This window comes from Novosphingobium sp. G106 (assembly GCF_019075875.1).
Classification (GTDB): domain Bacteria; phylum Pseudomonadota; class Alphaproteobacteria; order Sphingomonadales; family Sphingomonadaceae; genus Novosphingobium.
The window spans coordinates 1,450,231-1,462,419 of sequence record NZ_JAHOOZ010000001.1 but is presented as its reverse complement, the minus strand read 5'-3'; the positions used below and the strand labels follow the sequence as shown (position 1 = coordinate 1,462,419).

Sequence of the window (12,189 nt, the reverse complement as noted above, 5' to 3'; positions counted from 1 at the left end):
CGGTTCGCCGTCCCGGGGCGGGCCCGGGACGGCATTCGGTATCGGTCAGTTCTTGGCCTTGTCGACCAGGGCGTTGGCCTTGATCCAGGGCATCATCGCGCGCAGCTTGGCACCGGTCTGTTCGATCGGGTGCGCGAGGGCAGCCTTGCGGGCGGCCTTGAGCTCGGGCTGGCCGGCGCGGTTGTCGAGGACGAAGTTCTTGACGAAGCGGCCCGACTGGATGTCGGCGAGGACGCGCTTCATTTCCTTCTTGGTCTCTTCGGTAATGATCCGCGGGCCCGTGGTGATGTCGCCGTATTCGGCGGTGTTCGAGATCGAGTAGCGCATGTTGGCGATGCCGCCTTCATACATCAGGTCGACGATCAGCTTGAGCTCGTGCAGGCACTCGAAATAGGCCATCTCGGGGGCATAGCCGGCTTCCACCAGCGTCTCGAAGCCGGCCTGGACCAGCGCCGTGGCACCGCCGCAGAGCACGGCCTGCTCGCCGAACAGGTCGGTCTCGCATTCCTCGCGGAAGTTGGTCTCGATGATGCCCGAGCGGCCGCCGCCGACGCCCGAGGCATAGGCGAGGCTGATGTCGTGGGCATTGCCGGTGGCGTCCTGCGCGATCGCGATCAGGCAGGGCACGCCGCCGCCGCGCTGGTATTCGCTGCGCACGGTGTGGCCCGGGCCCTTGGGCGCGATCATGATGACGTCGACGTCGGAGCGGGCTTCGATCAGGCCGAAGTGGATGTTGAGGCCGTGGGCGAAAGCCAGCGCTGCGCCGGGCTTCAGGTTGGCGTGGAGGTCGTCGGCGTAGATCGCGGCCTGGTGCTCGTCGGGCGCGAGGATCATCAGGATGTCGGCCCACTGGGCCGCTTCCTGGTTCGACAGCACCTTGAAGCCGGCGCCTTCGGCCTTCTTCGCCGTGGCCGAACCCGGACGCAGCGCCACGGCCACTTCCTTGACGCCCGAATCGCGCAGGTTCTGCGCATGGGCGTGGCCCTGGCTGCCGTAGCCGAGGATGGCGATCTTCTTGTTCGTGATCAGGTTGAGATCGGCGTCAGCGTCGTAATAAACTTTCATCGTACTTTCCCTTCGTCGCCCCCGCGCAGGCGGGGGTCTAGATAAGTGTGCGCTTAGGCGCACCGTTGGATGGGCCCCTGCCTTCGTAGGGGCGACGTGTGAAATCTGACGTCAGGCCGCTTCAGGCCCGCGGATCATCCCGACGACGCCGGTACGGCCGACTTCGACCAGGCCAAGCTCGCGCATCAGCGCGACGAAGCTGTCGATCTTGTCGGGCGGGCCGGTCAGCTCGAAAACGAAGCTCTGCGTCGAGGTGTCGACCACCTTGGCGCGGAAGATGTCGGCGACGCGCAGCGCCTCGACCCGGTTGTCGCCGGTGCCCGCCACCTTGATCAGCGCCAGCTCGCGCTCGACGTAAGGGCCGACCTCGGTCAGGTCGACGACCTTGTGCACGGGCACGAGCCGCTCGAGCTGCGCGTGGATCTGGTCGATCTGCGCGGGCGGGCCGTGGGTGACGATCGTGATCCGGCTGACCGAGTGGTTCTCGGTGATGTCGGCCACGGTCAGGCTGTCGATATTGTAGCCGCGCGCGGTGAACAGCCCGGCGATCTTCGCCAGGATGCCCGCCTCGTTATCGACGGTGATGGTGAGGACGTGGCGTTCGGACGCCTCCTGCTTGATCTTCATTGTTTCGGACTCGGCAGATCGATCGTCACGGAATGCGTGGGAACAGGCTGGAAAAGAACCACAAGGCAACTAGCCACCCCAAGTCCCGCCCAGAGGAATTGCTTCCTTCGAAAGTCTCTGACCGCTTGCGCGAGACAGAAAATGGCAACGCCAAATAGCAGCGCAACCCAAATCCAAGAGCCGCTCGACATCAGACCAGCGCCTTCGCTTCGTCGTCCATCGTGCCGGCAACCACGTCGCCGTCGAGGATCATGTCGGTGTGCGCCGCGCCGCTCGGGATCATCGGGAAGCACTTGGCCGGCTTGTCGACCAGGCAGTCGACGAGGACCGGGCCGTTGTGCTCGATCATCGCGCGGATGCCGTCGTCGAGCTGGCTCTCGTTCTCGATGCGGATGCCCTTCCACCCGTAAGCTTCGGCGAGCTTCACGAAGTCGGGCAGGCTGTCCGAATAAGACTGCGAGAAGCGGCTCTCGTAAGTCAGCTCCTGCCACTGGCGGACCATGCCCATCCACTCGTTGTTGAGGATGAACACCTTGACCGGCAGGCGGTACTGCGTGGCCGTGCCCAGTTCCTGGATGTTCATCTGGATCGAGGCGTCGCCCGCGATGTCGATGACGAGGTCGTTCGGATTGCCGAGCTGCGCGCCGATCGCGGCGGGCAGGCCGTAGCCCATCGTGCCGAGCCCGCCTGAGGTGAGCCAGCGGTTCGGATCGAAGAAGTGGAAGTGCTGCGCCGCCCACATCTGGTGCTGGCCGACTTCGGTCGCGATGATCGGGTTGCGGTCCTTGGTCAGCTCGTAGAGCCGTTGGATCGCGAACTGCGGCATGATCGCAGAGTCCGACTTGCGGTAGGCGAGGCTGTCCTTCGCCTTCCAGCCGTCGATCCGCTGCTTCCACGCGCTCAGGTCCTGGGGCTTGCGACCCGCCCATTCGGTGATGAGCTGCTGCAGGACGACGGCGCAGTCGCCGACGATCGGCAGGTCGACGGGCACGGTCTTGTTGATCGAGGACCGGTCGATGTCGATGTGGATCTTGGTCGAGTTCGGCGCGAAGGCATCGAGCCGGCCGGTAACGCGGTCATCGAAGCGCGCGCCGATGCAGACGATCAGGTCCGCCTGGTTCATCGCCCAGTTGGCCTCATAGGTGCCGTGCATGCCGAGCATGCCGAGCCAGTCCTTGTGGTCCGCAGGGAAAGCACCGAGGCCCATCAAGGTCGAAGTGACGGGTGCGCCGGTCAGCGTCTGCAGCTTGCGCAGCAGCGCCGTCGCCTCGGGGCCCGAGTTGATCACGCCGCCGCCGGTATAGAACACAGGCGCCTTGGCCTTGGCGATCAACTCGACCGCGCGGGCGATCTCCTCGCTGCCGCCTTCGGTGGTCGGGGCATAGCGATTGCGGCGCTGGACGGCGCCGTCGTGCCAGGCGGCCGAGGCGATCTGGACGTCCTTGGGGATGTCGATCAGCACCGGGCCGGGGCGGCCGGTGGTGGCGATCTGGAACGCCTCGTCGATAACGGCCGCGAGCTGCGAGGGATCGCGCACCAGATAGTTGTGCTTGGTGCAGTGGCGCGAGATGCCGACCGTGTCGGCTTCCTGGAAGCCGTCCGAACCGATGACCGAAGTCGGAACCTGGCCGGTGATGACGACCATCGGGATCGAATCCATGAAGGCGTCGGCGATGCCGGTGATCGCATTGGTTGCGCCCGGGCCCGAGGTGACGAGCACGACGCCGGGCTTGCCGGTCGAGCGGGCATAGCCTTCGGCGGCATGGGCGGCACCCGCTTCGGCGCGCACGAGGACGTGGCGGAGGCGCTCGTCGCCGAAAAGGGCGTCGTAGATCGGGAGCACGGCGCCGCCGGGATAGCCGAACACGAATTCGACCCCCTGCCTGACCAGGCTTTCGACCAAGATGCTTGCGCCGCTGCGCTCTTCGCTCACTGTACCAACCTTCCTGACAAGCTGCGCCCTTTAAAAAGAACCGACCCGGCGGGGCAATGCCGCGCCGGGTCGCCTCTTCATTTGGACGCAAGGCCGCTTCCGCGGACGTGGTGGGCGCCCTAAGAGACATGAAATGATGTGTCAACCTCTATATATGAAATAAAGTTTCAAATAGCGTTTCTTCGGAGAAAGGTTCTGTCTCATGTCGTGGCCAGTCGGCGGGCGGCTGATGGCGTAACCAGGTGAATTGGCGCTTGGCATAATTGCGCGTGGCCTGGGCGCCGCGCGTCTGAGCCTCCTCGAGCGCCCATTCCCCGCGCAGGTAGCCGGCGATCTCGGGGACGCCGATCGCGCGCATCACGGGCAGAGCCGGATCGAGATTGCGCGCAAGCAAGGCTTCGACTTCGGCGATCGCGCCGTGTTCGAGCATGCGGGCGAAGCGCAGGTCGCAGCGGGCATAGAGCGTCTGGCGGTCGGGCAACAGGATTGCCGGGTGCAGGGTCACCTTGCCGGCGATGCCGCCGACGGTTTCCGCCTGCCAGGCCTTGAGCCCGCGCCCGGTCGACCGGACGACTTCGAGCGCGCGCGAGATGCGGGCGCTGTCGGCCGGTGACAGAGCCTCGGCGCGTTCGGGATCTTCCTGGCGCAACGCGGCATAGGCTTCGGCGACGGGAAGCGCGCGGACGGCGGTCCGGACCTCGGGGTCGATCTCGGGTACGGGTGCGATGCCGTCCAGCAGCGTGCGAATATAGAGGCCGGTGCCGCCGACGAGGATCGGAACCGCATCTTCATTCTGCGCGGTCTCGACTTCCTGCCAAGCTGCGAGTGCCCAATCCGCCGCCGAACATGCCTGTGCACCATCCCAGGCGCCGAACAGGCGGTGCTCGACGCCCTGCATCTCTTCTGTCGAAGGCCGCGCGCTCAGCAGGGAGAGGTCGGAATAGACCTGGGCGCTGTCGGCGTTGATCACCACGCCACGCCGGCCCCGCACTGCCAGCGCGAGCGCCAGGCGCACGGCAAGATCGCTCTTGCCGCTCGCGGTCGGCCCTGCAATGAGCGCCAGCGGCGGCTTGTCGCCCCTGGCCGCTTCTGGCGGCTCCTTGTCATCGCAATTGAAGGACGTTTCGGTGCTCATCGCCCGGTTCATAGCAGAGACCAGCACACTTTCGGGAAATCTCGACGCCGCTCGCGCGGAACTGGCGGACAAAGGCTGGCCGGTCGCCATGGCCGAGCCGGTGAAAAGCGGCATGGACGCGATCGAACTGCTGCTGCCGCATGGCGATGCCGCCGGTGTCCGCGCCATCCTCGACCGGCATTTCGCGCCGTCGGACCTGCTCGTGGTCGACCATGAGCCGGTCGTGCCGCGGGTCTTCGTCTCGGACATGGATTCGACGATGATCTCGGCCGAATGCATCGACGAACTCGCCGACTTCGCCGGGATCAAGGACCGCATCGCCGAGATCACCGAGCGCGCCATGCAGGGTGAACTCGATTTCGTATCCGCACTGCGCGAGCGTGTGCGCCTGTTGGCCGATCTGGACGAGGGGGCGATCGCCGAATGCCTCGCCACCCGTATCGCACCCATGCCCGGCGCCAAGGTGCTGGTCGCGACGCTCAAGGCCAAGGGCTGCCGCACGGTGCTGGTGACCGGCGGATTCCACCAGTTCGCCGATCCCGTAGCCGAGCAGCTCGGCTTCGAGCGCGTCGTGGCGAACCGGCTCGACGTTGCCGATGGCAAATTGACCGGCGGGCTTGTCGGCCCGATCACCGACAGTTCGGTGAAGAAGGCGGTGCTGCTCGAGGAAATGAGCAAGCTGGGCGAGGGCGCGACGAGCCTCGCCACCGGCGACGGCGCAAACGACATCCCGATGCTAGAAGCCGCGACCTATGGCCTAGCCTACCGTGCCAAGCCCAAGGCCCGCGCCGCGGCGCATGGCTGGATCGACCGCGGCGACCTCACCGCGGTGCTCGAACTGCTGGGCATTCCGCGCGAGGAATGGGTATGGGAGTGAACCTGGGCCCTTTGGCCTAGGCTTCCATCCAGTCCTTGAAGAAGCGCTCGTTGGTTTCGCGCAGCTGCTTCACCGGCAGGTCGAAGCCGGGGCCTTTGACCGACGCGCCGCCGGTCTTGCCGAGCAGCGTCACCGAAATGCCTTTGGCCTCGATGAGGTCGGCGGCGCTGCCCGTCACCACGTAGCGCGCCTGGTCCTCGCCGAACGCGGTGGCGGCGTCGTGGATGTTCACGTCGCAGCCGATGCCACTGGCCATGGCCATCTCGGTCAGCGCCACTAGCAGGCCGCCGTCCGACACGTCATGCACCGCGGTAACGCGGCCGTCCGCGATCAGTTCGCGGACGAATTCGCCGTGGAGGCGTTCGGTTTCGAGATCGACCGGGGGTGGTGCCCCTTCCTCGCGGTCATGGAGTTCGCGCAGCCAGAGCGACTGGCCAAGGTGGCCGGCCGTGTCGCCGATCACGTAGATCGCCTCGCCCGGCAGCTTGAACTTGATCGTCGCCATCTTCTCGTGGTCGAGCATCAGGCCGACGCCGCCGATCGCGGGTGTCGGCAGGATCGCCGAGCCGCCGCCGGTCGCCTTGCTCTCGTTGTAGAGGCTGACGTTGCCCGAGACGATCGGGAAGTCGAGCGCGCGGCAGGCGTCGCCCATGCCTTCGAGCGCGCCGACGATCTGGCCCATGATCTCGGCGCGCTGCGGGTTGGCGAAGTTGAGGCAGTTGGTCACGGCGAGCGGCGTCGCGCCGACCGCGCAGATGTTGCGGAAGCATTCGGCGATCGCCTGCTTGCCGCCCTCGTAGGGGTCGGCGAAGCAATAGCGCGGGGTGCAGTCGGTGCTCATCGCCAGCGCCTTATCGGTGCCGTGGATGCGCACGACGGCCGCGTCGCCGCCGGACTTCTGAAGGGTGTCCCCGCCGACCTGGCTGTCGTACTGCTCCCAGATCCAGCGCCGCGAGGCGAGGTCGGGGCTGCCGATCAGCTTGAGCAGGTCTGCCCCGAGGTCGCCGCCGGTGGGAACGTCGGCGAGCGGCGCCGGCTTGGGTGTCGCCACATGCGGGCGGTCGTAGAGCGGCGCTTCGTCGGCCAGTGGGGCGAGCGGAATGTCGCAGACCACCTCGCCGTCGAATTCGAGTACCATGTGGCCCGTGTCGGTGACTTCGCCGATCACCGCGAAGTCGAGCTCCCACTTGCGGAAGATCGCTTCGGCCATCGGCTCCTTGCCGGGCTGGAGCACCATGAGCATGCGCTCCTGGCTTTCCGAGAGCATCATCTCGTAGGGCGTCATGCCCTCTTCGCGGCAGGGCACCATGTTCATGTTCAGGCGAATGCCCGCGCCGCCCTTGCTTGCCATCTCGACCGAGGACGAGGTCAGGCCGGCGGCGCCCATGTCCTGGATCGCCACGATGGCATCGGTGGCCATCAGCTCGAGGCAGGCCTCGATCAGCAGCTTCTCGGTGAACGGATCGCCGACCTGGACGGTGGGGCGCTTCTCGTCCGAGTTCTCGTCGAAATCGGCGCTGGCCATGGTCGCGCCGTGGATGCCGTCGCGGCCGGTCTTCGAGCCGACGTAGACGATCGGATTGCCCAGGCCCGTCGCCGCCGAATAGAAGATCTTGTCGGTGTCGGCCACGCCCACGGTCATGGCGTTGACCAGGATGTTGCCGTCATAGGCCTTGTAGAAATTGGTCTCGCCGCCGACCGTCGGCACGCCTACGCAGTTGCCGTAGCCGCCGATGCCCGAAACCACGCCCTGGACGAGGTGTTTCATCTTCGGATGGTCGGGCCGACCGAAGCGCAGCGCGTTCAGGTTGGCGACGGGGCGCGCACCCATGGTGAAGACGTCGCGCAGGATGCCGCCGACGCCGGTCGCCGCGCCCTGGTAGGGTTCGATGTAGCTCGGGTGGTTGTGGCTCTCCATCTTGAAGATCGCCGCCTGACCGTCGCCGATGTCGATCACGCCGGCGTTCTCGCCGGGGCCGCAGATCACCCAAGGGGCTTTCGTGGGCAGCTTCATCAGGTGGAGCTTACTCGATTTGTAGGAGCAGTGCTCCGACCACATCACCGAGAAGATGCCGAGCTCGACGTAATTCGGCTCGCGGCCCAGCGCATGAAGCACGCGGGCATATTCTTCCTCGGACAGCCCGTGGGCGGCGACGACATCTGCGGTGATTTCGGACATGAAGCGCCCTTAGCGAGGGCGAGCGCATCGGGCTAGACGTCAAGCGCGATTCCCGTGGGATTTGCCGCGTCTTTGCACCGTGCGGGGGAAGAGCCGCCAGACTGCTTGACCCTGACTGCCGAGACCGCCAAAGCTGGGCGTCCGATGACCGACACCGCCGACATTACCGCCATGAGCTTCGAGGACGCACTGCGCGCGCTCGAGGATGTCGTTCGCAAGCTTGAGAGCGGCGAAGTGCCGCTCGACGATTCGATCACGCTCTACGAACGCGGCGAGCAGCTGCGCAAGCATTGCCAGGCCCGGCTCGACGCGGCCCAGCTGCGGATCGAGCGGATCGTCGCCGGGCCCGACGGCCAGGCTACGGGTACGCAACCGTTCGACGACCCGGGCCGCTGATAGTGGCCGGGGCGATGGACAGCCTGCTTGCCGATGGCCTCGGCCGGATTGCGAGCGATATCGACACGGCGTTCGACCAACTGCTGCCGCTGCCCGAAGATCCGCGCAAACGCCTGGTCGAGGCCATGCGCTATGCTGCGATCGGCGGCGGCAAGCGGCTACGGCCGCTGCTGCTGACCGCGACGGCCGAGATGTACGGCGTCGACCGCGATGCGGCGCTGCGTGCCGGCGTCGCGATCGAGTCCATCCATGTCTATTCGCTGATCCATGACGATCTTCCCTGCATGGACGATGACGAACTGCGCCACGGCAAGCCGACCATCCACAAAGCTTACGACGAAGCGACCGCGGTGCTCGCTGGCGACGCGCTGCATGCCTTTGCCTTCGAGGTGCTGTCCGATGTGGCGACCAGCGGCGATCCGTTCACCCGTATCGAACTTGTCGCGACGCTCGCCGGGGCGAGCGGCTTCCAGGGTATGGCCGGCGGCCAGATGATGGACATCGTGGCCGAGACCAGCACTTTCGATCTCCAGACGATCACACGCCTGCAGCAACTCAAGACCGGTGCCCTGCTCGGCGCCTCGGTCGAAATGGGCGCGATCCTGGGCAAGGTGCCGCCCGAGGGGCGCACGCACCTGCGCGGCTATGCTCGCGACATCGGCCTCGCCTTCCAGATTGCCGACGACCTGATCGATCACGAGGGCGACGAGAAAGCCGCGGGGAAGGCACTGCGCAAGGATGCCGAGGCCGGCAAGGAGACCTTCGTCTCGCTGCTCGGGCCCGATCGTGCCAGGGCGCAGGCGCGCATGCTGGTTGATCAGGCAGTGGCACAACTGGCCAGCCACGGCGTAGAAGCCGACCTGCTGCGCGCGCTTGCTCGCTATATCGTCGAAAGGGACCATTGATGACTGCTGGACAGCGGATTGGCGTCTATCCGGGCACCTTCGATCCGATCACGCTCGGTCATGCCGACATCATTCGCCGCGGCGCCAAGCTGGTCGACCGGCTGATCATCGGCGTCACCACCAATATCTCGAAAAGCCCGATGTTCTCGCCCGAGGAACGGATGGACATGGTGCGGCGCGAAGTCACCGCCATGGGGATCGACAACGTCGACGTAGTCGGCTTCAACGCGCTGCTCATGCGCTTTGCCGAGAAGCAGGGCGCCAGCGTCATCGTCCGGGGCCTGCGCGCGGTCGCGGATTTCGAATACGAGTACCAGATGGCGGGCATGAACCAGCAGCTCAACGCCAATATCGAGACGATCTTCCTGATGGCCGACGTCAGCCTGCAGCCGATCGCCTCGAAGCTGGTCAAGGAGATCGCGCTGTTCGGCGGAGACATCGCGAACTTCGTCAGCCCGACCGTCCGCGACGACGTGATGGCGCGGATAGAGCAGACCGGCCGGCTCGGCGAATACTGATCCGGGCCAGCAATCCCCTGCGCGTCTGTTTCCGTTCATTGCCATGACAGTTCGGGAAGGCTATCGGAGCGCCCATCGAATGCCCGGGGGCCTCGCTGCCACCGGCCTGCTCCTGGGTGAGTGCTGCCGAATGAAATCCCGTCTGTCTGCTTCCCTGTTCCTCGGCCTGTCGCTGATCGCCGCGCCGGCACTGGCGAAGAAAGCGCCCGTCGTCGCGCCGCCGTCTCCTGCCAAGACCTATCAGACGGTGATCGATCAAAACCCGGCGCACGATCCGCAGGACGTGCTCGTACTCGACCTGTCGAACGGCGGCCGGGTCATGATCCGGTTGATGCCGTCCTGGGCGCCGAACCATGTCGAGCGGATCAAGACGCTGGTCGCGGAGCATTTCTACGACGGGATCATCTTCCACCGCGTGATCGACGGCTTCATGGCGCAGACCGGCGATCCGACCGGAACCGGCCAGGGCGGATCGAAGCTTCCGGACCTGAAGGCCGAGTTCAACCCGATGCCGCATGTCCGCGGCACGGTCTCGATGGCGCGCACCGACGCGCCCGACAGCGCCAACAGCCAGTTCTTCATCGTGTTCTATCCGCGCTTCGCGCTCGACAAGAAGTACACTGTCTTCGGCCGCGTGATCAGCGGCATGGACACCGTCGACCGCATCGAGCGCGGCGAGCCGCCGGCGAACCCGACCAAGATCGTCCACGCCTCGCTGGCGAGCGAAGGCGTGCCGCCGCCGGTCGCCACGGCACCGGTCGCTGCGCCGGCGATCACGGCGGACCAGCTGAGCAATTCGAAGTCGAATTGATTTCCAAGACGCGCTAGGCGCGCCGCATGCGCGTCGACCTCTTCGATTTCCAGCTTCCCCCGGAGCGGATAGCACTGCGTCCCGTGCGCCCGCGCGATGCGGCGCGGATGCTCGTGGTGGCAGCCAATGAGCCACTTCTCGACCGCCATGTGCGCGATCTGCCCGGCCTGCTGCGTCGCGGCGACGTGCTCGTGTTCAACGACACCCGCGTCATTCCCGCCCAGCTCGAAGGACGGCGCGGCGAAGCACGGATCGGCGCGACCTTGCATAAACGGATCGACCTGCGCCGCTGGCAGGCCTTCGTGCGCAACGCCAAGCGGCTGCATGAGGGCGACCGGATCGACTTCCCCGCCGATGTCATGGCGATCGCCGAGGAGCGCCACGCCGATGGCAGCTGGACGCTGGCCTTTGCCGGCGACGAGCCGGTCGAGGTCCTGCTCGAACGCGCGGGGCAGATGCCGCTGCCGCCCTATATCGCCGGCAAGCGTCCGACTGATGCCGCCGACCGCAGCGATTACCAGACCATGTTCGCGGCTCGCGACGGTGCGGTGGCGGCACCTACAGCAGCGCTGCACTTTACACCCGAGCTTCTGGCGACGTTGGATGAAGCGGGAGTCGGCCACGAGACGCTGACGCTGCACGTCGGCGCGGGAACCTTCCTGCCGGTCAAGGCCGAGGACACCGCCGACCACGCGATGCATGCCGAATGGGGCCGGATCGACCAGGCCACGGCCGATCGCCTCAATGCCGCGCGGGCTGCCGGCGGCCGGGTGATCGCGGTCGGCACCACAAGCCTGCGCCTGCTCGAAAGCGCGACGGGCGAGGACGGAATGATCCGTCCCTTCGACGGCGACACTGCGATCTTCATCACGCCGGGCTACCGGTTCCGCGCGATCGACGGCCTGATGACCAACTTCCACCTGCCGAAGTCAACATTGTTCATGCTGGTTAGTGCGCTGATGGGCATCGAACGGATGCAGTTGGCCTATGCCCACGCGATCGCTGAAGGCTATCGGTTCTACAGCTATGGCGATTCCAGCCTGCTTATGCCGGGATAGCCGGACCCTGACGCGTTCCGCGAAAGGGCCCGGCCGAATGCAATCTAGATCTTCGTGTCGAGGACGAGCCCCGAGGTGGCCGTGCTCGACGAAGTCGTCGAATTGGCCGATTTCGTATCGTAGGTGTCACTCCCGCCAAGCTGGCTGCGAAGCTGCTGCAGGAAGGCCAGGAGCATTTCCTGGGCAGCGTCTTCGGTGGTGGCCGTAGCGTCGGTCGACGAAGTCCCGTCCGAGGATACATCGGTCGAGGACGATGTCAGGTCGGCCGGCGGCGGACCGCCCGCGCGCCCGTGATGCCCGTGTGGGCCCTCGGCGAAAAGCTTCTTCAGCTCGCCCGCCTGGTCGTCGGTGAGCTTGCCGTCCTTTACCTGCTGATCGATCAGGCCATCGACGCGGTCCTTAATGCCGCCCGCCGGCTTGGTACCGCTCGTGCGGTCTGCCGAGAGGCTGCTGTCGATCGAATCGAGGGCGGAACTGAGAGCGGTCTGATCGGTCGCGCTGATCGAGCCCGACGATACCGCGGCAGAGATCCGGGCATCCATCGACGATCGCGGATTGCAGGAACTGTTTTGGGAAATAGAGGTCATTGCACGTACTCCGACATGCCAACCCCTGCCGAGCCGTCTAGGCGAACATGGTTAAAAAATTCTGACCTTGATTGTCCCGCAACGGCCCGCACGCCGGG

Annotated in this window: 12 protein-coding genes; 6 read left to right on the top strand and 6 right to left on the bottom strand. The window is 66.0% G+C overall.

Going from position 1 to position 12,189, the window contains the following annotated elements; all coding sequences use genetic code 11:
• Window positions 1–45: 45 nt before the first annotated feature.
• The 4 genes from ilvC to miaA all read right to left on the bottom strand — a co-directional run bounded on the left by ilvC (window position 46) and on the right by miaA (window position 4,760).
• The gene (gene ilvC / locus KRR38_RS06955; protein WP_217399939.1) at window positions 46–1,065 is read right to left on the bottom strand and encodes a ketol-acid reductoisomerase; all 1,020 of its coding nucleotides are present in this window, start codon (window positions 1,063–1,065) and stop codon (window positions 46–48) included.
• A gap of 111 nt (window positions 1,066–1,176) precedes the next feature.
• Window positions 1,177–1,692, bottom strand: a complete 516-nt coding sequence (gene ilvN / locus KRR38_RS06950) for an acetolactate synthase small subunit (RefSeq protein ID WP_217399937.1) — start codon at window positions 1,690–1,692, stop codon at window positions 1,177–1,179.
• Window positions 1,693–1,882: 190 nt separating this feature from the next.
• Window positions 1,883–3,625: a biosynthetic-type acetolactate synthase large subunit gene (gene ilvB / locus KRR38_RS06945; RefSeq protein WP_217399929.1), complete on the bottom strand. Its 1,743-nt coding sequence runs from the start codon at window positions 3,623–3,625 to the stop codon at window positions 1,883–1,885.
• A 148-nt stretch (window positions 3,626–3,773) separates the two neighbouring features.
• Window positions 3,774–4,760 carry a tRNA (adenosine(37)-N6)-dimethylallyltransferase MiaA gene (gene miaA, locus KRR38_RS06940; RefSeq protein ID WP_217399927.1) on the bottom strand — a complete coding sequence of 329 codons (987 nt, stop codon included), beginning with the start codon at window positions 4,758–4,760 and terminating at the stop codon, window positions 3,774–3,776.
• Between miaA and serB the strand changes: the two genes are divergently transcribed.
• On the top strand, window positions 4,753–5,637 hold the full coding sequence (serB, locus tag KRR38_RS06935; RefSeq protein ID WP_309140986.1) for a phosphoserine phosphatase SerB: 885 nt from the start codon (window positions 4,753–4,755) through the stop codon (window positions 5,635–5,637). The two genes, miaA and serB, sit on opposite strands and share 8 nt — an antisense overlap.
• 16 nt (window positions 5,638–5,653) lie before the next feature.
• Here serB and purL read toward each other — a convergent pair whose 3' ends face one another.
• Window positions 5,654–7,816 (bottom strand): phosphoribosylformylglycinamidine synthase subunit PurL, encoded by a 2,163-nt coding sequence (gene purL, locus KRR38_RS06930; RefSeq protein WP_217399923.1) that lies wholly within the window; start codon window positions 7,814–7,816, stop codon window positions 5,654–5,656.
• A gap of 144 nt (window positions 7,817–7,960) precedes the next feature.
• Between purL and KRR38_RS06925 the strand changes: the two genes are divergently transcribed.
• The 5 genes from KRR38_RS06925 (at window position 7,961) to queA (ending at window position 11,504) form a co-directional block, all read left to right on the top strand.
• A complete protein-coding gene (locus KRR38_RS06925) occupies window positions 7,961–8,212 on the top strand; it encodes an exodeoxyribonuclease VII small subunit (protein ID WP_217399920.1) in 252 nt (83 codons plus the stop codon).
• 14 nt (window positions 8,213–8,226) lie between these two features.
• Window positions 8,227–9,117: a polyprenyl synthetase family protein gene (locus tag KRR38_RS06920; RefSeq protein WP_217399918.1), complete on the top strand. Its 891-nt coding sequence runs from the start codon at window positions 8,227–8,229 to the stop codon at window positions 9,115–9,117.
• Window positions 9,117–9,635, top strand: a complete 519-nt coding sequence (coaD, locus tag KRR38_RS06915; protein ID WP_217399916.1) for a pantetheine-phosphate adenylyltransferase — start codon at window positions 9,117–9,119, stop codon at window positions 9,633–9,635. The genes KRR38_RS06920 and coaD overlap by 1 nt, the downstream gene beginning before the upstream one ends.
• Before the next feature lie 130 nt (window positions 9,636–9,765).
• Complete coding sequence (locus KRR38_RS06910; RefSeq protein ID WP_217399914.1) at window positions 9,766–10,446, top strand: peptidylprolyl isomerase; 681 nt, start codon at window positions 9,766–9,768, stop codon at window positions 10,444–10,446.
• A gap of 26 nt (window positions 10,447–10,472) precedes the next feature.
• Entirely contained in the window at window positions 10,473–11,504 is a 1,032-nt protein-coding gene (gene queA, locus KRR38_RS06905) for a tRNA preQ1(34) S-adenosylmethionine ribosyltransferase-isomerase QueA (protein WP_217399913.1), read from the top strand.
• 44 nt (window positions 11,505–11,548) lie between these two features.
• Here queA and KRR38_RS06900 read toward each other — a convergent pair whose 3' ends face one another.
• The gene (locus tag KRR38_RS06900) at window positions 11,549–12,091 is read right to left on the bottom strand and encodes a hypothetical protein (RefSeq protein WP_217399912.1); all 543 of its coding nucleotides are present in this window, start codon (window positions 12,089–12,091) and stop codon (window positions 11,549–11,551) included.
• Window positions 12,092–12,189 lie beyond the last annotated feature (98 nt).

Bases quoted from the DNA above. Each gene is read 5' to 3' on its own strand.
- ilvC (WP_217399939.1), bottom strand. From the start codon at position 1,065: ATGAAAGTTTATTACGACGCTGACGCCGATCTCAACCTGATCACGAAC.
- ilvN (WP_217399937.1), bottom strand. From the start codon at position 1,692: ATGAAGATCAAGCAGGAGGCGTCCGAACGCCACGTCCTCACCATCACC.
- miaA (WP_217399927.1), bottom strand. From the start codon at position 4,760: ATGAGCACCGAAACGTCCTTCAATTGCGATGACAAGGAGCCGCCAGAA.
- purL (WP_217399923.1), bottom strand. From the start codon at position 7,816: ATGTCCGAAATCACCGCAGATGTCGTCGCCGCCCACGGGCTGTCCGAG.
- KRR38_RS06925 (WP_217399920.1), top strand. From the start codon at position 7,961: ATGACCGACACCGCCGACATTACCGCCATGAGCTTCGAGGACGCACTG.
- KRR38_RS06920 (WP_217399918.1), top strand. From the start codon at position 8,227: ATGGACAGCCTGCTTGCCGATGGCCTCGGCCGGATTGCGAGCGATATC.
- coaD (WP_217399916.1), top strand. From the start codon at position 9,117: ATGACTGCTGGACAGCGGATTGGCGTCTATCCGGGCACCTTCGATCCG.
- KRR38_RS06910 (WP_217399914.1), top strand. From the start codon at position 9,766: ATGAAATCCCGTCTGTCTGCTTCCCTGTTCCTCGGCCTGTCGCTGATC.
- queA (WP_217399913.1), top strand. From the start codon at position 10,473: ATGCGCGTCGACCTCTTCGATTTCCAGCTTCCCCCGGAGCGGATAGCA.
- KRR38_RS06900 (WP_217399912.1), bottom strand. From the start codon at position 12,091: ATGACCTCTATTTCCCAAAACAGTTCCTGCAATCCGCGATCGTCGATG.